19 protein-coding genes and 1 riboswitch are annotated in these 22,901 nt (G+C 39.0%); of the genes, 7 read left to right on the top strand and 12 right to left on the bottom strand.

The annotated features are described in order from the left end of the window. The first annotated feature begins 58 nt into the window (after positions 1-58). Both AC570I_RS17760 and AC570I_RS17765 read left to right on the top strand, forming a co-directional pair. Positions 59-655, top strand: a complete 597-nt coding sequence (locus AC570I_RS17760) for a DUF4142 domain-containing protein (RefSeq protein WP_497406535.1) — start codon at positions 59-61, stop codon at positions 653-655. A gap of 147 nt (positions 656-802) precedes the next feature. Further along, the gene (locus AC570I_RS17765; RefSeq protein ID WP_497406536.1) at positions 803-2,398 is read left to right on the top strand and encodes a S8 family peptidase; all 1,596 of its coding nucleotides are present in this window, start codon (positions 803-805) and stop codon (positions 2,396-2,398) included. A gap of 68 nt (positions 2,399-2,466) precedes the next feature. On the opposite strand, the gene AC570I_RS17770 is transcribed toward AC570I_RS17765, so the two are convergent. The 6 genes from AC570I_RS17770 to AC570I_RS17795 form a co-directional block, all read right to left on the bottom strand. Continuing rightward, the gene (locus AC570I_RS17770) at positions 2,467-2,955 is read right to left on the bottom strand and encodes a YMGG-like glycine zipper-containing protein (protein ID WP_047797826.1); all 489 of its coding nucleotides are present in this window, start codon (positions 2,953-2,955) and stop codon (positions 2,467-2,469) included. Positions 2,956-3,083: 128 nt separating this feature from the next. Further along, positions 3,084-3,809, bottom strand: a complete 726-nt coding sequence (locus tag AC570I_RS17775) for a Dph6-related ATP pyrophosphatase (protein WP_497406537.1) — start codon at positions 3,807-3,809, stop codon at positions 3,084-3,086. Beyond that, a complete protein-coding gene (locus tag AC570I_RS17780; RefSeq protein WP_497406538.1) occupies positions 3,799-4,485 on the bottom strand; it encodes an SIR2 family NAD-dependent protein deacylase in 687 nt (228 codons plus the stop codon). The genes AC570I_RS17775 and AC570I_RS17780 overlap by 11 nt, the downstream gene beginning before the upstream one ends. Further along, positions 4,485-5,426, bottom strand: coding sequence for an ABC transporter substrate-binding protein (locus tag AC570I_RS17785; protein ID WP_497406539.1), 942 nt, complete (start codon positions 5,424-5,426; stop codon positions 4,485-4,487). The genes AC570I_RS17780 and AC570I_RS17785 overlap by 1 nt, the downstream gene beginning before the upstream one ends. Before the next feature lie 90 nt (positions 5,427-5,516). Then, positions 5,517-6,107 (bottom strand): DUF6580 family putative transport protein, encoded by a 591-nt coding sequence (locus AC570I_RS17790; RefSeq protein ID WP_047797830.1) that lies wholly within the window; start codon positions 6,105-6,107, stop codon positions 5,517-5,519. 31 nt (positions 6,108-6,138) lie between these two features. Further along, entirely contained in the window at positions 6,139-8,007 is a 1,869-nt protein-coding gene (locus tag AC570I_RS17795; protein WP_497406540.1) for a TonB-dependent receptor plug domain-containing protein, read from the bottom strand. A 98-nt stretch (positions 8,008-8,105) separates the two neighbouring features. Further along, positions 8,106-8,298, bottom strand: a riboswitch (cobalamin riboswitch). A 191-nt stretch (positions 8,299-8,489) separates the two neighbouring features. On the opposite strand from AC570I_RS17795, the gene AC570I_RS17800 reads away from it, so the two are divergent. Further along, positions 8,490-9,896, top strand: a complete 1,407-nt coding sequence (locus tag AC570I_RS17800; protein WP_497406541.1) for a sigma-54-dependent transcriptional regulator — start codon at positions 8,490-8,492, stop codon at positions 9,894-9,896. Between the two features lie 83 nt (positions 9,897-9,979). Here AC570I_RS17800 and AC570I_RS17805 read toward each other — a convergent pair whose 3' ends face one another. The 5 genes from AC570I_RS17805 to gatB all read right to left on the bottom strand — a co-directional run bounded on the left by AC570I_RS17805 (position 9,980) and on the right by gatB (position 16,080). After that, on the bottom strand, positions 9,980-11,770 hold the full coding sequence (locus AC570I_RS17805) for a chloride channel protein (protein WP_497406542.1): 1,791 nt from the start codon (positions 11,768-11,770) through the stop codon (positions 9,980-9,982). Positions 11,771-11,808: 38 nt separating this feature from the next. Further along, complete coding sequence (locus tag AC570I_RS17810; protein WP_047797835.1) at positions 11,809-12,531, bottom strand: RluA family pseudouridine synthase; 723 nt, start codon at positions 12,529-12,531, stop codon at positions 11,809-11,811. A 180-nt stretch (positions 12,532-12,711) separates the two neighbouring features. Beyond that, positions 12,712-13,401, bottom strand: coding sequence for a response regulator transcription factor (locus AC570I_RS17815; RefSeq protein WP_497406543.1), 690 nt, complete (start codon positions 13,399-13,401; stop codon positions 12,712-12,714). Positions 13,402-13,504: 103 nt separating this feature from the next. Beyond that, positions 13,505-14,617, bottom strand: a complete 1,113-nt coding sequence (locus AC570I_RS17820) for a redoxin domain-containing protein (protein WP_497406544.1) — start codon at positions 14,615-14,617, stop codon at positions 13,505-13,507. Then, complete coding sequence (gatB, locus tag AC570I_RS17825; RefSeq protein WP_497406545.1) at positions 14,617-16,080, bottom strand: Asp-tRNA(Asn)/Glu-tRNA(Gln) amidotransferase subunit GatB; 1,464 nt, start codon at positions 16,078-16,080, stop codon at positions 14,617-14,619. Before gatB ends, AC570I_RS17820 begins: the two co-directional genes overlap by 1 nt. A 247-nt stretch (positions 16,081-16,327) precedes the next feature. Here gatB and AC570I_RS17830 point away from each other — a divergent pair, with 247 nt between their 5' ends. Continuing rightward, a complete protein-coding gene (locus tag AC570I_RS17830; RefSeq protein WP_497406546.1) occupies positions 16,328-16,831 on the top strand; it encodes a hypothetical protein in 504 nt (167 codons plus the stop codon). Between the two features lie 39 nt (positions 16,832-16,870). Here the strand turns inward: AC570I_RS17830 and alaS are convergent, their stop codons facing one another. Then, positions 16,871-19,489: an alanine--tRNA ligase gene (alaS, locus tag AC570I_RS17835; protein WP_497406547.1), complete on the bottom strand. Its 2,619-nt coding sequence runs from the start codon at positions 19,487-19,489 to the stop codon at positions 16,871-16,873. A gap of 118 nt (positions 19,490-19,607) precedes the next feature. Between alaS and AC570I_RS17840 the strand changes: the two genes are divergently transcribed. The 3 genes from AC570I_RS17840 to AC570I_RS17850 all read left to right on the top strand — a co-directional run bounded on the left by AC570I_RS17840 (position 19,608) and on the right by AC570I_RS17850 (position 22,898). Further along, positions 19,608-19,943: a MerR family transcriptional regulator gene (locus AC570I_RS17840; protein WP_047797841.1), complete on the top strand. Its 336-nt coding sequence runs from the start codon at positions 19,608-19,610 to the stop codon at positions 19,941-19,943. Between the two features lie 137 nt (positions 19,944-20,080). Next, positions 20,081-20,878, top strand: coding sequence for a PorV/PorQ family protein (locus AC570I_RS17845; protein ID WP_497406548.1), 798 nt, complete (start codon positions 20,081-20,083; stop codon positions 20,876-20,878). Continuing rightward, entirely contained in the window at positions 20,868-22,898 is a 2,031-nt protein-coding gene (locus AC570I_RS17850; protein ID WP_497406549.1) for a helix-hairpin-helix domain-containing protein, read from the top strand. Before AC570I_RS17845 ends, AC570I_RS17850 begins: the two co-directional genes overlap by 11 nt. Positions 22,899-22,901 lie beyond the last annotated feature (3 nt).

Below are 22,901 nucleotides of genomic sequence, written 5' to 3' on the forward strand. Positions count from 1 at the left end.
TCAAAAACCTTTTTGTGTCTCTCTTGTTCTGAATATACAATCAAAATTTAGAGAAAACATGAAAAAGATATTGTTAATTTCTACAATAGCAATAGGAGCTTTGTCATTTCAAGCATGTCAAACTGCTGATAAAAAGTCGTCAACATTAAAAGACAGTGTAGGCGGAGATACCACGATGGTTAACGGTAACCATGTTACTGGTTCAGAAAGTACTCAGTCAGGCCTGGACGAAAGCGGATCCACGTTCCTAAGGAAAGCAGCCGTGGGTGGCATCATGGAGGTTGAGGCTTCCAAAATCGCTATAAAAAATGCTTCTAATCAGGAGGTGAAGAACTTTGCAGCTAAAATGCTGGAAGACCATTCAAAAGCCAATGCCGAACTTAAAGAACTGGCTCAGAATAAAAAGGTGATTACTCCAGAAGCATTGCCTGCGGATGACCAGATTCATATTGATGCAATGAAAAAACTGACAGGTGCTGAATTTGATAAGCACTACATCGGTATGATGGTAACTGATCATGATAAAACAGTCGCCTTGTTTAAAGAAGGTTCAGCAAACAGAGATGCCGATTTGAAACAATGGGCAACCAAAACGCTGTCCGTTATAGAAGAACATGATGAGATAGCTAAGAAAATAGCGCTGAGTCTAAAATAATTTTATCACCAGTAACAGTATATAAATCCCGGATGGTATATCCGGGATTTTTTTTTTGCATGTTCCACGGGCATTATTTTTTAATACATTTTGGGCAAAGAAAAAAATTAACATTAACTTTCGACGTTTAATACAAAAAGACACTAAATGAATAAAAGTAAATTATTTAATGTACTGCTTACAGGTACATTTGTGATAGCAATGCCGCTTTTTGCCAGTGCACAAAAAGCCAACTGGCAAAACCTTGATCTTAAATCTGACACTACCTTCGGTATCAGCACAGAGAAAGCTTACAAAGAGCTATTGAAAGGAAAAAAATCAACCAAAGTTATTGTTGCAGTTAATGATGGTGGTGTTGAATCAACACATGAAGACCTGAAACGCATCATGTGGGTAAACGCAAAAGAGATTGCTGGTAATGGAAAAGACGATGATAAAAACGGTTATACTGATGATATCAATGGTTGGAATTTCATTGGTGGCTCCAAAGGGTCCATTAATTTCGAAACATTGGAACTTACCCGTTTGGTTCGCCGCGGCCAAACCCGTTTTGCAAATACTACTGATGCAACCGTAGCAGAAAAAGATAAAAAAGATTGGGAATCTTTTAAGGTCGAAAGAGCAGATTTAGAAAAACAACTTGCAGAAGCTAGAGAAGGTTTAGCAGGTATAACGGGTTTTAAGAATGCCTTGGATGCTGTGGTAAAGAAAATCGGAAAAGAAAATCCCACTGCAGATGACTTTAAGAACTTTAAGCCAGCTTCTGATGTCGAAGGCCGCATTCAAGGAGTAATGGCTCAACAATTACAGAAAGGAAGTTTCAAAGATTTCTATGAAGATCAAATTAAAGAAGGACTGGATTATTACACCCGTCAGGCAGAATACAATTTAAACCTTGATTATGATCCTCGTGCTATAGTTGGTGATAATCCTAACGATGCTACTGAGAAGTTTTATGGTAATAATGACGTTGCTGGTCCGGATGCCATGCATGGTACACACGTTGCCGGAATCATTGCCGCAGATAGAACAAATAAAATAGGTATTTCAGGTGTCGCTGATAATGTAGTTATTATGGGGGTACGTTGTACGCCTAACGGTGATGAGCGTGATAAGGATGTTGCAAATAGTATACGGTACGCGGTCGACAATGGTGCTAAAGTCATCAACATGAGCTTTGGTAAAGCTTATTCGTGGGATAAGGCGGTAGTGAATGAGGCAATGAAATATGCAGCATCAAAAGACGTTTTGATTGTTCAGGCGGCTGGAAATGAGAATAAGGATATCGATTTAGAAAACAACTTCCCTAACCATAAAGATCTTGACGAAAAAACAATTGCTTCATGGATCACTGTTGGCGCTTCTGGACCAAAAGATGATGAGACTTTGAAAGCAAGCTTCTCTAATTTTGGTAAAACTCAGGTCGACGTTTTCGCTCCGGGTGTACAGATTTATTCTACAGTTCCAGGTTCGAAATATAAAAACCTGGATGGTACAAGTATGGCATCACCTGTAGTTGCAGGATTAGCCGGATTAATCCGTTCATACTATCCTAAACTGAGTGCGGCTCAGGTAAAGGAAATTATCGTGAAGTCTGTTACAAAAGTAAATCACAACGTGTCATATAAAAAAGGTGAAGAAGGTGCCGAACAAGACGTATCTGTTCCATTTTCAGATTTATGTATCAGCGGTGGTGTTGTAAATGCATACAATGCACTAAAGCTTGCTGCAACATACAAATAGGAGAAAAACTTATATATGCAAAAGGCGAATCATTATTGATTCGCCTTTTGCATATATAATAGATTGTTCTATTGAGCTCTACCGCTTTTTTTATCTTCTCCTCGTCCAATCAGATAACCACCACCTGCACCAACTAAACCACCGATAACAGCACCACGGCCTTTTTTCTTATCAATTAATGCACCACCAACAGCACCCGCTGCACCACCAATTACAGCACCTTTAGCGGCATCACTCCATCCTTTTTTCTTAGCTGTAGGCTGTGTTGTACCACCATATGAACTTGAACTTCCACCCGAGCTGGAGTAAGATCTGGATGATGCTGCTCCCGCTCTTCTGGCTGCAACAAGTTCGGCCTGATGTTGAGCCTCTTTTTCAGCTTCAACTTTAGCAGTTTCAGCTTTTTTAAATGAATCTAGTCTTAAACTATCTTTAACGGCTTTAATCGCCAGTTGCTTATCAGCTTCCTGTTGTTTCAAAGCGGCTTCTTCTTTTGCCCTGTTGTTACAAGCAAACATTACAGAACTTAATGCAATTACTACAAATATCTTTTTCATAACGTTTTAATTTAATCAGATCTACATCAGCTACCTAACCCAGTTGATGCATGTTCCTTTCCATGTGCGATTAGTTAATTACAACTACTAAAGAAAAAATGATGCCAAAATGTTTTAGGTTCAGATAATTAATTAATTAAATCAATAAACCAGAAGCCTGATATGCTTGATGTATCTTTCGCTTCTTCGTCTGCAGGGTCAGTATCAACAGGTGCCCGATAAGTTTTGAAAACCTTTTCTCCGAGCTCAAATTCTATCTTTTTCCTAAATATAGGCCCTTGGAAAGCGAACGTATGAAATTCGCCATTCTCACCGCACGGGTCGATTTTAGGTGGTAAATTATGAATCAGATCCAGGGTAATTACCTCGCCACATACCATCTCCAGGTCTTGTTGTGTGCATACAATAATGGTTTTATAGTTCAGCTCCAAAAATTCCTGAATAAGCAAACGAGTGTCCAGTTTCCAAAGCGGAAATATGGCTTTTAGTCCGATTTCTTCTAATTTAGTTTCCCTGTAAGTGCGAAGGTCTTCGAGGTGAATGTCGCCAAATATGGAATGGGTAATACCTTCCTCCTTAAATTTTAAAAGGTTCATACGCATTGTTTCATCATAATGCTCCATCGTAGGCATTTCACCCAAACGAATCTGATACAACGGTATCCCAATGCTTTCTGCCTGCTTAATTAGCAAGCTCTCTCTAACCCCATGCATCGATATACGGTTAAACTCATCAGTTAAAGTTGTAACCAGATAACGAATCTCAATGGTTGGATCCTTCAATGCATAGTGCAGTGCCAATGTACTGTCTTTGCCCCCACTCCAGTTAAAGATACAACGTTTTTTAACGGCCATTTAACAGGATTTCTTTCAGTGCCGACATTCCTTCAACAGCACTCTGCTGTATAGTGGTCACATTTTTGTATCTACCAACATCAGGTGTTCTCGGATCAATAATGTATTTTTTTGTTGCTGAAGGTATAAAGTCTATCAAGCCCGCCGCCGGGTAAACAGCCAGTGAAGTGCCAATCAAAACAAATAAGTCTGCCTGCCTGCAAATTTTAGCCGCTACTTCGATCATTGGAACAGCTTCCCCGAACCATACTACATGTGGGCGCAGTTGAGAACCTAACTCGCACAGGTCTCCCATTTTGATTTCATCTCCTTCTATTACATAGGTCAGGTCTGCCCTTCTGTCTGATTGAGATTTGGTAATAACTCCGTGGAGATGAGTGACTTTGGTAGAACCAGCACGCTCATGCAAGTCATCTATATTCTGTGTGATAATCTCAACATCAAAATGAGCTTCCAGTTCCGCCAGGATTTCGTGGGCGCGATTAGGCTTTGCTGTAATGACCTGCTTCCGCCGTTCGTTATAAAATTGCTGAACCAATACTGGATTACGTTCCCACGCTTCTGGTGTCGCTACGTCATAAACATTGTAACCTTCCCAAAGTCCGTCAGCATCCCTGAATGTCTTTAAACCGCTTTCGGCACTGATGCCTGCGCCTGTTAAAACAACTATTTTCATTAAATTGAAATGCTTTGGTGTACACTATTAAATGATCTGAATTTTGTACTGATAAAAGGATTGGGCTGAAATATTTGAGGATGAAACATGCACGACAACGCCTCTATCCCATCAACCAGCGTACCAATACTGGGTTGTGTAAACATATCGAAGTCCGCAATATAAACCTGATTGGATTTAACAGCTTCAAGATCATTCCATCCATCCTTCCGGCTTAATAATTCCATTTCCAATGTACTCCGGTCTACATCGAAGCCGCAAGGTGCTATCACAAGTACTTCAGGATTGTACTTTCTGATTTTATCCCATTGGGTAACAATAGAATCGCCGGCAGGATTGGACAGCATATCCACTCCGCCGGCAGCGGCGATCTGAAAAGGAATCCAATGACCGCAGTTGTAAATAGGCTCAATCCACTCCATTAGCATGGTCCGCTTTAATGGTGCCTTATTCAGCCTCAGCTGATCAAGAATATAATCAGTTCTTGTTTGCAGCCGACTAAGATATCTTAATGCCACTTCTTCTTTACCCAATGCCCTTGCAATGGTAATGGCACAAGTATAAACGTCCTGCAAGTTGTTAGGCGACAGAGGAACAAGTAATGGTTGTTTGCTGAGTTTCATTACGGCTGTTTCAGTACACACCGTATCGATATTACATACCTCACAGAGGTCTTGTGTAAACACGATATCAGGAGAGATACTTTCCAATAAGTCATCGTCAACCCAGTACAGGCTTTTTCCCTGTGACTTGGAAGCAGAAAATATCCGGTCAATCTCAACGCTTGAATAATTTTTACCCTCTAAAATACACCGTACAACTTTTGGTAACCCGGCTGCTTCTTTAGGACATTCAAAAGTTACCCCGTAGAGATGATCCTGAAGACCCATATCATAGATCATTTTGGTTGCAGCAGGGAGGAACGATACTACTTTTAACATAATAAATAACTTTAGTACAAAGTATAAAGATAAAAAAAGTCCCCTTTCGATTTGCATCAAAAGGGGACCTTATCTTTATTTTAGTTTTAATCAGGCTTGTTGCGCGCTAAATTTCAGTACCGGGTATTTGGCCTTCAAGATCTCGAAAGCACCAAATAAGATAGCACCGTAAATTAAAGTTCCCTCAAGGAATCTGATTTCAAATGGGATTGCCCGTTCCAAACAAAGCCAGAATCCTTCAAGGTCCTGAGTGTAGGATGGATTTCTAAACCACACGCCAAAATCAGTAACGATCCAGTGGATCAATACAATAGATAAAGTGGAGGCCAGCAGGCTAACAGCATTGATTTTGTTTAACAATACACGTCCAACCAATACCATTAAGGCAAATGCAAAGTAGGTCCAGTACCAGCCTTCATATAAAAAACCATTGCTATATTCTTTGAAGATAGTTGCCGACAATATGAAATCGCTTAAAAATAAACTTAATAGAGGAAATGCAAAAGCTTTTAAATGGTCTTTAAAATAAGCTCCGCCAAACAAGGCAACCGCCCCTATCGAAGAGAAGTTCGCGAACTTCAAGGCATCAGAGTTAAATGTTACCAGTAAACGGAATCCTGTAATTACAAGAATCATTAACAGTAATATTAAGGTACGCGGATTGAATTTTAGATTCGACATATTTATGTTATTTATACAAAGTTAAATCTTCTTAGTGGATATTAAAAATCACACCCGTATTAAAATTAAATCCGAGGCTGTTATATCCGATAATCTCATTGTATTTCTCGTTCAAAATGTTTTTTGCATCGAAGAAGAGCTTTATACGTTTTTTCGCCAGCGCATATTCCGCATATGCGCCTAACAATTTATATGCTGGCAGGTTGTCTACAGTGTAGGTTGTGAAATTTCCATCGCTACGCGTACCAAAATATCGGTAATTTGCACTTATAAAAAGGTCATTTGTAGCTTGTACACCTGCCGTTAAACCAAAGGTATGTTTTGGTCTGCGAAAAAGATAATCAGCAATCGCATTATCAACGAAGTTAAATTCATTCCCTTCAACGTATGCGTAATAACCATTGATATTGAATTTACCTAGCTTTACAGCCGGTTCTAATTCAAACCCTTTTGTTTTCTGGTTGATCTGATTAATGTATCCATTCGGGAAAGCATAAATAATTGCATCGGTTAAATCGCGTTTGTAAGCCGCCGCACGTAAACTGAATTTGTCATCGGCAAAACTGAAGTTAACACCGGCTTCATAATTTTGCGATTTTTCTGGTTTCAGAGCCAGATTCGCTCCGAATTGTCCGAAAAGCATGTTTAAAGTTGGTATTTTAAATGCCGTTGAAACCGTTCCAAACAATTTAATCTCCTTTATAATGTTGATACTTGGTGTTATCGAATAAGTATAGTTTTCGCCATATTGCTCGTGCTTATTGTACCGTCCGCCAACTTCTAAATTAAAAATACTAAGATCATGTAAAAACAATGAACCATAAGCAGCAAAAATATTGGTTTCAGGTTTGTTATTAGCAGAAGAAAGCTTCATCACACGGTTATCAATACCCACCAGGAGGTCTAGTTTATTTCCTAGCTTTTGGTTGTAAAATAAATCAAGTAACGAAACCCGGCCTTCAGTAATACTAGGATACTGACTGTGTGCATCGTTTCTGGTTCCTTCATAGCTGTAGTTCAAAGTAACTTTTCCGGTTGCAAATTCATACCTTGCATTTGTTCCGGCCGCGAAATTCTTCAATATCGAGTAATTGTTGGCATCAGCAAAAGCACCACCATCGAAACTATAGTTTCCATAATAATATCTTACAAAAGGGTTAATCGAAAAGTGATTATCCAGCTTGATTCCAAAATTGGCATTCAATGCGTCAGTCTTAAACCCGTCCTTGTCGAACGTAGTAGTGTTACCGGCTGGATTTGCAGCTTCAGAGATGCCATTAGTTTTAGCATGGGTATAATTGATGTTATAAGAAAATCCCTCCACTCCACCGTTTAAACCAATGGTTCCTTTGTAGGTTTCATAGCTGCCAGCACTGGCCACACCGTAAATGGTGTTTCCTTTTGGCCCACCTTTTTTAGTAATAATGTTAATTACACCGGCTACGGCATCCGATCCATAAATGGTTGACTGCCCGCCACGTAAAATCTCAATATGGTCTATTTGATCAATTGATAAAAGCCTTAAGTCGAAAGCACCGCCATTTCCCGAAGGATCGTTCTGTACAATGCCATCTATTAAAACCACGGCATAAGCACTGCCTGCTCCCCTGAAGAAAACAGATTTATTAAGGCCTGGATTACTGCTTGATCCGGCAACTATTATCCCCGCCTGCTCGCTGATCAGCTCAGGTAGTGATTTTCCATTGCTTCTGTCTAACACTTCCCTACTGATGATGGTGACCACTTTACCGGTTTGCGATTGTTTCTGGTCATTTTTTGTAGCACTGATGACAACGTCTTTCAACTGGACGCTGTCTTGGTTTTGTGCTTTAGCCAGCTGGCTAAACGTTAGCTGTGCAAGCCCTAGACCGGCAGCAACTAATACTGTTTGTTTGTTCATTTGATTGTGAGTTTTGCCCACAGCCAACAGATTCGAAAAGGAAATGAAAATACTTCAAAAGTTGGTACCTCAATCCTAGCTTCAATCCCCGAAAGCTATGAAATTATACGCTAAAGGCAGGTCTTCTGACTTACTCCCGGCTTTCCGGCCTTCCCGCTTCAAAACTGAAACAGTGGCGAAATGAATGAAAACCCGTTATGAAGCTTACAGCTGCGGGACAGTTACAGAATTACACTGTATTCCCTTTTAATTCCGGTTGTATAGCCGGAAACCAAAAGCGTCGCAAAAGTAGTAAAATAAAGGGATATGTAAAATGAATGTGGCGAAAGCTCCAATCATTCCACAGCGGTACTTGCCCATATGAAAAATTTAACAAAACCTTTTCGCCTGATTCCCGTTTATAGCCTAAATCATTGTATAAAAAACTATACATTAATTTAAAAGTAATATATTCGCATATCAATTGAACAAACAATTACCAAATGGCCAAACTATTAATTATTGATGATGAGCGGGCTATAAGAAGCACCTTGCGCGAAATTCTGGAGTACGAAAATTACGACGTCGACGATATTGATAATGGTATCGATGGACTTGAAATGATCAAAAAAGGTAATTACGACCTTGTCCTTTGTGATATTAAAATGAATAAAATGGACGGCATGGAAGTGCTTGAACAGGCACAGGTCATCAAACCTGACCTCCCATTTATCATGATCTCTGGCCATGGTACTGTTGAAACTGCTGTCGAAGCCAGTAAGAAAGGTGCCTTTGATTTTATTTCCAAACCACCTGATTTAAATCGACTTTTAATCACCGTACGCAACGGCTTGGATCGTGGAACATTGGTAACGGAAACGAAAGTTTTAAAGCGTAAAGCCAGTAAAACCCGAGAAATCCTGGGCGAATCGGATAGTATTTCTAAAATAAAAGAAACCATCGAACGTGTTGCTCCTACCGAAGCTCGTGTTTTAATTACCGGTGCGAATGGAAGTGGTAAGGAATTAGTTGCCCGTTGGTTACATGAAAAATCTAACCGCGCAGATAGTCCTCTGATCGAGGTTAATTGTGCTGCCATCCCCTCAGAGTTGATCGAAAGTGAATTATTTGGCCACGAAAAAGGGTCATTTACATCAGCTGTAAAGCAACGTATAGGTAAATTTGAACTGGCTAATGGTGGAACCTTATTTCTGGATGAGATCGGTGATATGAGTCTCTCAGCCCAGGCTAAAGTTCTTCGTGCATTACAGGAGCACAAAATCTCACGTGTAGGTGGAGAAAAAGAAATTGATGTGAATGTGCGGGTATTGGCTGCAACAAATAAAGATTTGTTAAAAGAAATCGAAGACGGGAATTTCCGGATGGATTTATATCACCGCCTGAACGTAATCAACATTCATGTTCCTCATTTAACTGAACGTACTGACGATATTCCTGTTATTGCTCAAAACTTTTTAGAAAGTATCTGCGGTGATTATGGCATGCCAGTCAAGCGAATCAATGAAGGTGCTATGGCTGCTTTGCAGGCATTGCCGTGGACGGGAAACGTTCGTGAATTACACAATATGATTGAGCGTTTAATTATCCTAAGCGATAAAATAATTACCGAAAATGATGTTCGTGCCTTTGCCAACCCAGGCGGAGGAACCAATATCGGAGCGGCTTCCAGTACGCAGATTGCCAATGCAACAGGTGATACAGGTTTATCTTCTTCTTTCGATAGCTTCAATAACTTCCAGGATTATAAAGACCACGCAGAAAAAGAATTTATCAAGTTTAAGCTGGAGAAAAATAATTGGAATGTTTCAAAAACTGCCGATGAAATCGATATCCAGCGGAGTCACCTTTACAGTAAGATAGAAAAGTTTGGATTGAAACGGGCAGAGTAGTCTGGCCTTAAATTAGCCCTATATGAAAAGCCGGCCTGAATGATCATCATTCAGGCCGGCTTTTCATATAATAATCCTATTTCTTAATCCATATAGTCATTTTGCCGCATTAGTAAGGCTCTGTATTTATTGAATATTGCGGTTTTGGAAACAAATCCTTTGTAATGGTTTGCTTCATCTACAACAGGTAGAATCCATGCATTTTCCTGTTCCATTTTTTCAAGAACCTGCTTCATGTCCTCATACTCATTAATAATATTAGGTGCCTGTTGAACAAGGTCTGAAGCCTTAACTATTTCCTTGCCTGGTGTGGAGAGAATCTCGTTAAAAAAATCCTCCATATAAATGATACCTTTAAAATCTCCAACCTCATCTGTAACCGCACAAATATTCTTGTGCGACTTAACCATTTCGCTCATTTTTAGTGATATAGTATCATTAAGCTGAAGTGTAGGGTAAGTTTTCTCAATAAGGTATTTAAGCTTCATCTGACTCAATACTGTGCTGTCTTTATCATCGTGTGATAGAAGTTCACCCTTGTCTGCCAAAGCTTTGGTGTATATCGAATGTTTCTGAACACTGCGGTTAATGGCATATGAAATCGCAGTTGTAATCATCAAAGGAACCATTAAAATGTACCCCCCTGTAATTTCCGCAATCAGAAAAATTCCAGTCAATGGGGCATGCATGATTGAGCCTAAGGCTCCAGCCATTCCTGCTACAATAAAGTTAGGGACATTTAATTGAGCAACACCTGAAAGATTAACTGAATACGCAAACACAAAACCAATTAAACCACCCATAATAAGGCTTGGTGCAAACGTTCCACCGTTCCCACCTGCGCCCAGTGTAATTAATGTCGCAGCCGATTTCATAAAAACAGTTACAACAGTAAACAGGATCACAATACCAGTGATATTATTGTAGTCCGAAAAGATACTGTTGTTAATTACCGTAAGGTAGTCCCCCTTTAATAATGAATTTATGGTAATATAGCCCTCGCCGTATAGCGTAGGAAACAAAAACACCAATGCCCCCAGCATCAGTCCACCTATCACCACCCGTGTATAAGGATGTTTGATTTTGTAGAAAAAACTTTTTATTGCGTAATTAGCTTTGGTGAAATAAATCGAGAATAAACCGATTAATCCGGCTAAGATGACATAAAAAAATAATGCATTCACCTCCCAACCTTCGGTAATCAGGTAAAAAAGTTGTTGTGTATAAAATAGCCTGGCAACTACAGCTGCTGTTGCAGCAGACAATAACAAAGGAATAAAGGCAGGTATCGTAAATTCAGGCAATAAAATTTCAATGGCAAATACAATTCCTGCTACCGGACTGTTAAACGCACCGGCAATTGCAGCAGCAGCACCACAGGCAACCAGCATCGTAACTTCCCGGTAGGATAGTCCTAGTGTTCTACCTAAATTTGAACCTATGGCCGAGCCACTGGTCACAATTGGCGCCTCCAACCCTGTCGAACCACCAAATCCAACAGTAATTGCTGCAGTAATAATTTGAGAATAGATATTGTGAGGTTCTATCTTACTTGATTTTTTCGATATCGCGTATAACAAAGGTGTTAAACCTGTTTCAAATTTCGTTTTCCGAATAAAGTATTTAATATATAATACGGTCAGAAATACCCCGATCATTGGAAATATAAAATACAGGTAGTATTTATACTTCCAGTGCCAGTCTGACTGAAGAAATTCTTCGATGTGATGTGTTAAACTTTTAAGAACTGCAGCAGCCAGGCCTGCTAGAACCCCAACAACAACAGCCAGTATTACTAGGAAATTACGATTTGATATTTTAGATTTTCTATACTGGTTAATCGTATCAAGGTAATTTACAAAGCGAATATACATTTTCTGTTATTTATTTACGTTCTTTCATACCCTGCAACTTAAGCATCAAATTTGTCAAGCAGCTTAATCAAGGTTGAATAATCTTTTGGGTACGGTGCATCAATAATAATATCCTGATCATCGAGACCTTTAAATACGAGGCGTCGTGCATGAAGGGCAAAGCGTTTCATGATAGGTTGCTCCTCCTCTCCCTTAGTAAGTTTATAACCACGTTTTATTGAAGACAGGAACACAGGTTTGCCTTTATACATGTCATCGCCTACAATTGCGGCACGCTGTGTAGCAAGATGAATCCTGATCTGGTGCATACGTCCTGTTATTGGCTTACATTCAACCAGGGTATAATGCTTATAATATTTGAGCGAGTTGAAACGGGTTTCGGCACGTTTGCCTTCCATCCTGTCAATGGTCACATTTTTATTGCCATCATTCAAAATAGGTAAATCAACCAGCAAATCATCAAAGATAACATGGCCATCTACCACTGCATGATAAGTCTTGTCAACCTTCCTGCGTTCGAACTGCATAGAGGCATGCCTATATCCTTCAGGATTTTTCGCGATAATTAACGCACCCGAAGTTTCCTTATCTAAACGGTGACAAACCTGCGCGTCATCACTGTATTGTTTTGCTAAACGCAACACATTGGTTTCTCCGGATCCACCTCTTTCATCAAGGGATGCCAGAAATGGTGGTTTGTTGATTACAATGAAATCGTTGTCTTCGAAAAGAATAAGGTCTTGAAAATTTGGGTACTTCAAACTATGATCGTATTAATGAGCTGCAAAAATACGGATTTATTTTAATTGGATCAGAAATTAAGCCTATATAAACCGATGATGGAAAATGAGAAAGCCATTTATATCAAATCCTAAACACAAAAAAACCGCAGATTGACTGAATGATCAGCTAATCTGCGGCCTCGAATCTACTAATGCATTTTAAGAAAGTTCAAATTTATATCCCACACCTTTCACCGTCGATACATATGTTTCGCCCAATTTTTCGCGTAATTTACGGATGTGGACATCAATTGTACGATTAGTAACTACCACCGAATCTTCCCAGATATTTTTTAGAATGGATTCTCGAGTATATACTTTACCAGGTTTTGACGCCAGCAGGTATAATAATTCAAATTCTTTTTTGGCTAATATCACCTTACTACCATTTTGAAAAACCAGATAGGCTTCTCTGTCAATTACCAAATCACCTATTTCTAGTTTGTTTTCGGAAACTTCCTCCGTTCCTGCATTTCTTCTCAGTATTGCATTTATCCGACTAACTAAAGCGCGGGGTTTTATCGGTTTAGCAATGTAATCATCAGCGCCTACATTAAAACCTGCAATTTCAGAGTATTCCTCGCTTCTGGCAGTTAAGAATACCATGAAAGTATTTTTGAACTCAGGAATGGCGCGCATTAAGCGACAAGCTTCTATGCCATCCATCTTAGGCATCATGATATCAAGAATAATCAAATCAGGGTGAACCTTTTTGGCTACAGTAATTCCTTCTTGTCCGTTTGTTGCTGTAAATACCTGATAACCTTCTTTTTTGAGGTTGTATTCGATTAATTCCAGAATGTCTGGTTCATCATCAACAATTAATATTTTCTGACCTGCGTTATTCATAGTTAAATATTTGTTACGAAAGTACTGTCTCTGATGTAATTTTTAGTTAAGCCTAAGTTAATAAATTGTTAACGACTTAAATTAGTTTAACATTGAGTTTCTTTTATCGTAACGATTTAGTTAGAAATGCATCCAGTTCGTCGCCACGAAGGTTTTTCGCAACAATTTTTCCTGCAGGATCAATAAGAAATGAGGCTGGTATGGCTTGTACCTGATATTTTTTAACAGTTTCACCATTAAAATCTTTTAATTCTGAAACATGGCTCCAGGTTAATCCATCAGCTTTGATTGCCCCCAACCAGGCAGCTTTATCGGTATCGAGCGACACACCTAAAACATCGAAATTTTTATCTTTAAACTTTTGGTAAACTTTAACTACGTTGGGGTTTTCCTGACGGCAAGGCTGGCACCATGAAGCCCAGAAATCCACCAATATAAATTTTCCCTTATAATCAGACAAGCTAATCGGTTTATCGTCTGCAGTTTTCATTGTAAATGCAGGGGCAAGCTGACCAACCTGTACTGTTTTTAGCGAGGCCATTTGTTTAATAAAGGCATCAACAGTTGCATTGCCTTTAATATCGTCTTTGATCTCTTCGGCATACTTTACTAATTGCCGTTCAAACTCCTGCGGACTCAGGGTATTCATAGCATAGAATCCTGCTAAAGTACCCTTATTATCTTCCGCAAACTTTAGGGTTGAAGTATTAAGTTGGTTGATATAGGATTCGTATTGAGGTTTCATTTGCTCTAAAATAGCAGCACGGTTTTGGGGCTGTCCAGCAACCTTTGTTTCAAAATCAGCCTGAAGTTTTTCTACCCGTTTAGCAAACTCGTTTCTAATGACATTTAGTTCAGATAGTTTCTCTACCTCATTGGCTCCGGATATTTTATATGCCATAGATTTATCGGCCAAATTTGCTTCCAGTTTAATTTCATCTCCGTTTTTAGCAATCAGCATAAATTCATGGTTGCCAATTGAAACCCTGAAGAAATCCACAGAAGGTGTTTTACGGATAAATTTAAATTCACCCTTCTCTGAGATATTAGTCGAATCAACTGCTACCATCTGACTGCTTTGCATCCCGTATAAAAATACTTTTTTATCCGTACCTGGATTCTGAAAGGTCCCGTCAATTGTAAAATTGTCTTTTGGTTTACAGCCTGTAAAAGCAACTGCTATTAATATGATAAGGCTTAAATTTTTCAATCTCATTATTTTAGTTTTTCAAGTATTAATTCATTTATTTTTTTTGCATCTGCTTTGCCTTTTGCAAGCTTCATCACATCGCCTACGAACAAGCCTAATACACCCTTTTTCCCTTTTTTGTAGGCCTCAACCTGCTGAGGGTATTTATTCAATACCTCATCAACAAAAACTTCAATCTCATTCCCGTCACCTGAAATGAGCAAGTTTAAATCTGCTGCTAAAGCAGAAACATCTGCATTTTCATGCTCTTCTACTGCTGGCAATAGTTGCTGTATTGCAATTTGCTGGTTGATTTTTTTATCATCAACAAGGTTTAACGCAGCAGCTAATTGTTCAGGTTTAATTTTATAATTATCAATGCTTATCCCCTTCTCATTCAAAGCTGCTCTTATAGGTCCAATTAACCAGTTAATCAGATTTTTCTTTAACCTTACAGTTGGTAATGCCTCGTTAAAATATTTCAATAGATTCAGATCCTCAGCAAATAACGCAGCATCCGCTTTACTAATTCCAAATTCTTCAATCATCAGCCTTGATATTTCAGCTGGCAGTGCTGGCATTGCTGATTTTATTTCGGCTAACCATTCGTCTGAAATATACACGGGTTGTAAATCAGGATCCGAAAAGTATCGGTAATCGTTAGCCTCTTCCTTAGTACGCATGGGCGATGTAGTTCCCTTTTCCGCGTCGAAATTTAGTGTGCTCTGAATAATCTCCCCTCCGTTTGCAATAACTTCCACCTGCCTTCCGAATTCGAATTCCATTGCTCGGCGTACGTTACGCATAGAATTTAAATTTTTCACTTCACAACGTATACCAAATGCTGTAGTGCCGCGCTCCCGGATTGAGATATTTGCATCGCAACGTAAACTCCCTTCTTCCATGTTCCCATCACTAACATCCAAATGGCGCACCAGTTTCCTGATTTCACTCAATAATGCTGATGCCTCTTCTGCACTGCGGATATCAGGTTCAGTAACAATTTCGATTAATGGAACTCCGGCACGATTTAAGTCAACAAAAGAGTATTGGGCGTCCTGGTCATGAATACTTTTACCCGCATCTTCTTCCAGGTGAATTCTATTTATTCCTATTTTTTTTAATGATCCATCAGATAGTTCAACTTCAAGAAAACCATTAACGCAAATCGGTTGGTTATCCTGAGTAATCTGATAGCCTTTAGGTAAATCAGCATAGAAATAGTTTTTCCTGTCGAAATGGTTAACCTGATTAATTGTACAGTTTAAGGCAAGCCCTATCCTGATGGCTTTAGCTACCACCTCTTTGTTTAATTTTGGTAAGGCACCTGGTAGTGCCAAAGAAACTGTTGAGATGTTTTGATTGGGTAACGACCCGAAAGATGCGCTGTCGGATGAGAATATTTTAGTATTGGTGTTCAGCTGAACATGTATTTCGAGTCCTGAAATGAGTTCGAAATGATGATGTGGGCTTGTTTCTGTTAAAGGCATTTACTTTTTATAATCCACAGGTGAACACAGATAAACAGGATTCAGGCTTATCTATGTTAAAATTGTATAGGCAAATATAGTTATTAACTAAACTTTATCTGTAAGAAACGTACCATGTTTTTTTGAAACAGATTCTTACAATTACAGAGAGCAACCTCCCTAGATATCCTAATCTCATATCTCTGTTACAATAATGGTTTTGGCATAGCGTTTGAATTAATGTTAATACACACAAAAACTATCGATTATGAAAAAGTTACTAATTATTTCCGCGATTGTAGGTATCGTGGCTTTAACATCGAACCAATCGAATGCACAGGTTAGTCTCAGTCTAAATATTGGAACTCAACCCGCATGGGTGCCGGCAGGTTATCAAAATGTAAACTATTATTATTTACCGGAGGTACAATCTTACTATTATGTTCCGCAACGTCAGTTTGTTTATTTAAGCGGAAACCGTTGGACAAGGTCGAGATATTTGCCTTCAAGATACAGGGGTTACAATCTAAACCACGGCAGAAAAATTGTGATGTATGGAAATAATCCATATCGCAGCTATAATACCCATAGAGTTAAATATGCAAATCATGTTAATGTAGTACGCTCATCATACGGAGGCCGTGGTCCGGCTAGATATGCTGGTCCAGGAAGAAATTTTAGACCCCAACGCGTGGACTATCGACACCATGATAGAAGAGTAAACTCAAGTTTGTTTTCTCGTGGGCACAGAGAAAAACATGGCAGACATTAAAATAAAAAGAGGCTTTCGGGCCTCTTTTTATTTTAATGATTAATGAGTTTTAATAAAACTTTCGGCTTTCTCTAAAACTATCCTTAAACCTGCAGAATTTTTACCCCCCGCTGTTGCATAAAATGGCTGACCACCGCCGCCGCCCTGGATTTCTTTTCCTAACTCACGAACGATATTTGACGCATTCATTCCTTTTTTCACCAGATGATCAGAGAGCATCACTGTAATACCTGGTTTGCCATCGATTTCTGTAGTAAAAACAATAAATAAGTTATCTATCATATCTTTCAGCGAAAAAGCCAGATTTTTAACTGCGTCCGCACTTTGAAGGTCGATGTGTTTTGCTATTAGATTTACTCCATGAATGCCTCTAACATGATGAACAATTTCATGCTTTAAAGTGTCAACCCGCTCTAGCGTTGATTTTTCGATCTCTTTTTTAAGTTTAGTGTTTTCATCCAACAAAGCCTGTACTGCTGCTGTCAAATCCTTGGAGCCATTAAGAAGCGTTTTTAAATGACCTAATTCCCTGCGTTGATCTAAAAAGTATTGTTCTGCTTTATCAGCAGTAATAGCCTCAATTCTTCTTACACCTGCAGCAACAGCACTTTCAGACACAATTTTAAACGAACCAATCTGCCCGGTCGCCTTTACATGCGTACCACCACATAGCTCCTTAGAAAAATGGTCATCAAAAGTGATCATCCTGACGAAATCACCATATTTCTCCCCAAACAAAGCTGTTACACCGCTTTCTATGGCGTCTTGATAAGGCACATTTCTCTGTTCCTTTAATTTGATATTTTGCCTGATTTTTTGATTTACGATTACTTCGATTTGTGCCAGCTCTTCATCCGTTACTTTTGCAAAATGAGAAAAATCGAAGCGCAGGTAGTCCGCACTCACAAGTGAGCCCTTCTGATTGACATGATTGCCCAGTACCTGCTTTAAAGCAGCGTGCAATAAATGCGTAGCCGAATGATTATCTTCGGTAAGTGTTCGTTTATCCTCATCCACTACTGCCCAGAATTTTCCCTCGAGGTTATCTGGCAGTATGTCCACGAAATGCACGGTTAGTCCGTTTTCTTTTTTGGTATCAGTAATATCAACCCAAAACTGGCGACTATGATCTTCTAACCGACCCGTATCTCCAACCTGACCACCACTTTCCGCGTAAAAGGGTGTTTGACGCAAAACCATTTGAAATTGTTCTTTTCCTTTGGCTTTAACCTTCCGGTATTTCAGGATTTCAGTCTCAATTTCCAACTCGTCGTACCCTACAAACTCACTCTGATCGTCTGTATTTACAATCACCCAGTCGCCAGTGTCTATAGCGGTAGCAGCGCGACTATCATCTTTCTGTCTTTTAAGCGCCTGGTCATATCCGGCTATATCTACAGACCAGCCTTTCTCACGTGCCATTAGTTCCGTTAAATCAATTGGAAAACCAAACGTATCTGATAGTTCAAATGCAAACACGCCTTGAACAATGTTGTTTGTTGCCTGGTATTTTTCAAAGCGTTGAATACCCGTAGATAAAGTTCTCAGGAAGGAAATCTCCTCTTCTAAAACAACTTTTTGAACAAAGTCCTGCTGTGAAATCAATTCATCGAATACCCCTTTAAATTGTTGGGCTAATAGCGGTACCAATTGATTTAAAAAAGGTTCTTTAAAGTTTAGGAATGTATAGGCATAACGAACGGCACGGCGTAATATTCTGCGGATAACATAACCGGCTTTATTGTTGGAAGGAAGTTGTCCGTCTGCAATTACAAATGAAATGGCGCGGATATGATCTGCCATAACGCGCATGGCTATGTCTGTTTTTTCATTCTCACCATAATTAATTCCAGCCCTTTCAGAAATAAACTGGATTAATGGTTGAAAAACATCAGTATCGTAGTTGGAAGTTTTATCCTGCAGTACGCGTACTAAACGTTCAAAGCCCATTCCTGTATCCACATGTTTTGCCGGCAGGCTTTGTAATGAGCCATCCTTCAATCTGTTGAACTGCATAAATACATTGTTCCAGATTTCGATTACCTGTGGATGATCAGCGTTAACAAGCGTCGCGCCGTTAACCGTAGCTTTTTCTTCGTCGGTACGACAATCTACATGGATTTCAGAACATGGCCCACATGGTCCTGTATCGCCCATTTCCCAGAAATTATCTTTTTTATTACCAGGTAAAATATGACTTTCGTCAACATATTGTCTCCAAAGATCGTAGGCCTCCTGATCCTTTTCCAGGCCCTCTTTTTCGTCGCCTTCAAAATAGGTTACATATAGTTTGTCCTTTGGGATTTTATACACCTCTGTCAATAATTCCCAACTCCATGCTATGGCATCTTTCTTGAAATAGTCCCCGAAACTCCAGTTGCCTAACATTTCAAACATGGTGTGATGATAGGTATCAATACCAACTTCTTCTAAATCATTGTGTTTTCCCGAAACACGTAAGCAGCGCTGAGTATCCGTAACACGAGGATATTTAATCGCAGCTTCACCAAGAAATAAATCTTTAAACTGGTTCATGCCAGCGTTTGTAAACATTAATGTCGGGTCGTTTTTAACCACAATGGGCGCCGATGAAACAACATGGTGTTGTTTGGATTCGAAAAAACTAAGGAATGCCTGTCTGATCTCTTTTGCTGTCATTACATTTTATTAATTGGAGGAACAAAATTAAAATTTTATTGCGTTATTAAGGAAAAATCGAGGTACATTTGAACACTTTAATTAATCGATATAAAACACTCACAATCAATCACAAGTTATGCCGTATAAAGAAAGAGACATCAATAAAATGTACTATACCATGGGCGAAGTGACTGAAATGTTTAATGTTAATGCCTCACAGATTCGTTTTTACGAAAAGGAATTTGATATTCTTCAACCTAAGAAAAACAAAAAGGGCAATAGGTTATTTACTCCCGAAGATCTTGAAAATCTGAAAATTATTTTTAATCTGGTTGATGAAAAGGGCTTCACTTTGAAAGGTGCCAAAGAACATCTGAAAAACAATAAGTCAGATGTGAAAGAGAATCAAAAAATCATTGATTCACTGGAAAAATTAAAGGGATTCTTAGTAAATCTAGCCCAGGAACTGTAATATTTTTTAATGATCAATCTATTCTTATTAAAACTGACATAATTTTTATACTTTTTGTTGTTTTTCAAATAAATATTCTAAATTAGAGTAATCAATACAATCACCCTATTTTTTATTAACTGGTTTAACGCCCTTTTATGAAAATATGGAATGCATTGTTAGTCTCCCTTTTACATTTTTCTTCGTCAGCTCAAAACGCTTTGGGTCCACATCTTACCGCCATGGGCGGAAATGGAACCTCTGTAAAAGATGTATGGGCCATGCAGGGTAACGCTTCAGCCATCACAGATATTCAAAAACCTTCCGTTTCTGTTACCTACATCAAACATTTATTTAGTAATGAGATCAGTACTCAGGCAGTAGTTTTTGTGATTCCACTTGGCAAAAACTTTGTTGGAGCAGGATACCAGCAGTATGGCTTTAGTGAGTATACACAAAGCAAGGCTACTTTTGCATACGGCAAAAAGTTTGGTCAGCACCTTTCTATTGCCATTAAGGGAAACTATCACCAGCTTAAAATTCCAGATTATGGTTCAACATCTGCATTTTCTGTCGACGTTGGTGCGCTCTATGAAGTAGGGAGATTTACATTCGGCGCATGCATCAATAATCCCTCCGGACAGAAATTTATTCATTCTCAAGTATCTTCTGCCATCACGACTTCCATAAGTGTTGGTGCAACGTACTTCGCATCGGATAAAGTCTTAATAGCTGGATATTTCACCAAATATATTCATCAGGTAACCGATGCCGGTCTCGGACTTGACTATAAAATCATAAAGATCTTGAGTTTACGAGGCGGTTTTAGTGTAAGGCCGGTTAAACAGTATGCTGGTTTTGGTTTAAACTTCAATAAGCTAAATATTGAAATAACAACCGCTCATGATGTCAACCTGGGTTATGAACCTCAAATCGGATTGGGTTATGCGTTTTAGTTTTTTAATCATTGCGTTTGTATTATCGGGTTTTATTACAAAAGCACAAGGCAATACAGAGGAGGCTAATATCAGCGACATCTTGGAAAGTGTTGCCGAGAATCTTCCCGACGATTATGATATGAATGAACTCACGGTAGTTTTAACCAGGTTGAAGAATCATCCGATTAACTTAAATCAAACCAGTCCGGAAGAATTGAAAGCACTCGTGTTCCTCTCCCCATTACAAATCAGCAATTTCTTCGCATACATAACAGAAAACGGGAAATTAACAGATGTCCTGGAACTTCAGAGTATCAACAGTTTCGACATCAAAACAATTCAAAATTTATTGCCATTCGTAACCCTGAATTCATTTGGCGAATATGAGCAGTTTAGGTTTCGGGACTTTTTCAAGCTTGGGGAGAGTGATTTAGTGATGCGTTTTGCTCAAACTTTGCAAAAGCAAAGAGGCTTCGAAGATTTACCGGGAAACCGTTACCTGGGCTCTCCAGAAAGAATTCAAACCCGGTATCGCTATCACTTTGGTTCTATAATTTCTGCCTCACTAACATTGGATAAAGATGCAGGTGAGAAATTTAAAGCTAAACCATTTGATTTTCTGTCCGGAAATATATCAGCTTTCAAATTGGGTAGCCTCAAAAAGCTTGTCGTAGGAGACTATGCATTACAATTTGGTCAGGGCTTAACCCTTTGGTCTGGATTCTCATTCGGAAAAGGTCCGGATGTAACCAGTATAGCAAAAAAAGATTTAGGTTTACGCCCTTATTCCTCTGCTAACGAGTATTCATTCTTCAGAGGGATTTCAGCCACAATAACCCTTGCGCAACACGTTGAAATCACCCCATTCCTATCCTATCGAAAACTTGACGCTAGTCAGAGTACTGATGCTGACGGGAATGATGTTCAGGCAACAATAAATCAAACAGGCCTGCATAGAACGGCTACGGAAATAGAAAATGATAATGCTTTAGGTCAACGAATATATGGAGCTGTTCTACAGTATGCTAAAAACGATCTTACCTTTGGGGCTATTGGCTATCGTACAACTTTCAGTAATTCTTTCGTTACTCAGGCAGCCACATATGATCAATTTAGCTTTACTGGTAATGAGTTGACAAATCTGGGTGCCTATTACAATTACACTTTTAAGAATGTGTATTTATTCGGGGAAGCGGGGAAAAGTTTGAATAGCGGATTCGCCTATACTAATGGGGTTCTATTAAGTATCTCACCAACTGTGTCGGCATCTTTAAGTTATCGTAACTATTCAAAAGATTATCATAGCTTTTTTAACCAGGGTATAGCCGAAGCCAGTGAAGCACTAAACGAAATAGGTTTATACACTGGATTAAATATTGCCCCTAACAAACATTGGAGCTTTTCACTTTATACAGATTATTTTCGGTTTCCATGGCTCAAATACAGAATCGATGCACCGTCTAACGGATACGAAATCTTCGTTCAAGCCGTTTATTCGCCTGCCAAAACCTTAAAACTCCTATGGAGATTTAAAACAGAAACCAAACAGCAGAATACAGATCTGGAAGTTCCTGTTAATTTTCTGGATAATGTAAAGAAGGAGGGCTACCGTTTCGAGGTCAGTTGGCAGATTAGCAAAAACTGGGCTTTTCAGAATCGGTTCGAGGTATCCCAGTATAAAAAAGGCGATGTCAGTAGGGAATTTGGCTATCTAATTTATCAAGATATAAATTATTTAGCGCTGGCTTCAAAACTAAATGGAAATATCAGGTTGGCTTATTTCAATACCCCAAGCTATAATAGCAGAATTTATGCCTATGAGGATGACGTACTTTATAACTTCGCTTTTGGAATGTATAGCGGAAAAGGGTTTAGGTCCTACTTGAACTTAAGATACAGGCTAGCCAAAAAATTAGATGTCTGGACAAGATATGCCATTTTCATTTATGGCAATGCCGAAACCGTAGGGACATATTTGGATGAAATACAAGGCAATAAGAAATCTGAGATAAAAATCCAGTTAAGGTATCAGTTTTGATCA

It is taken from the genome of Pedobacter sp. A2324 (genome assembly GCF_059693705.1).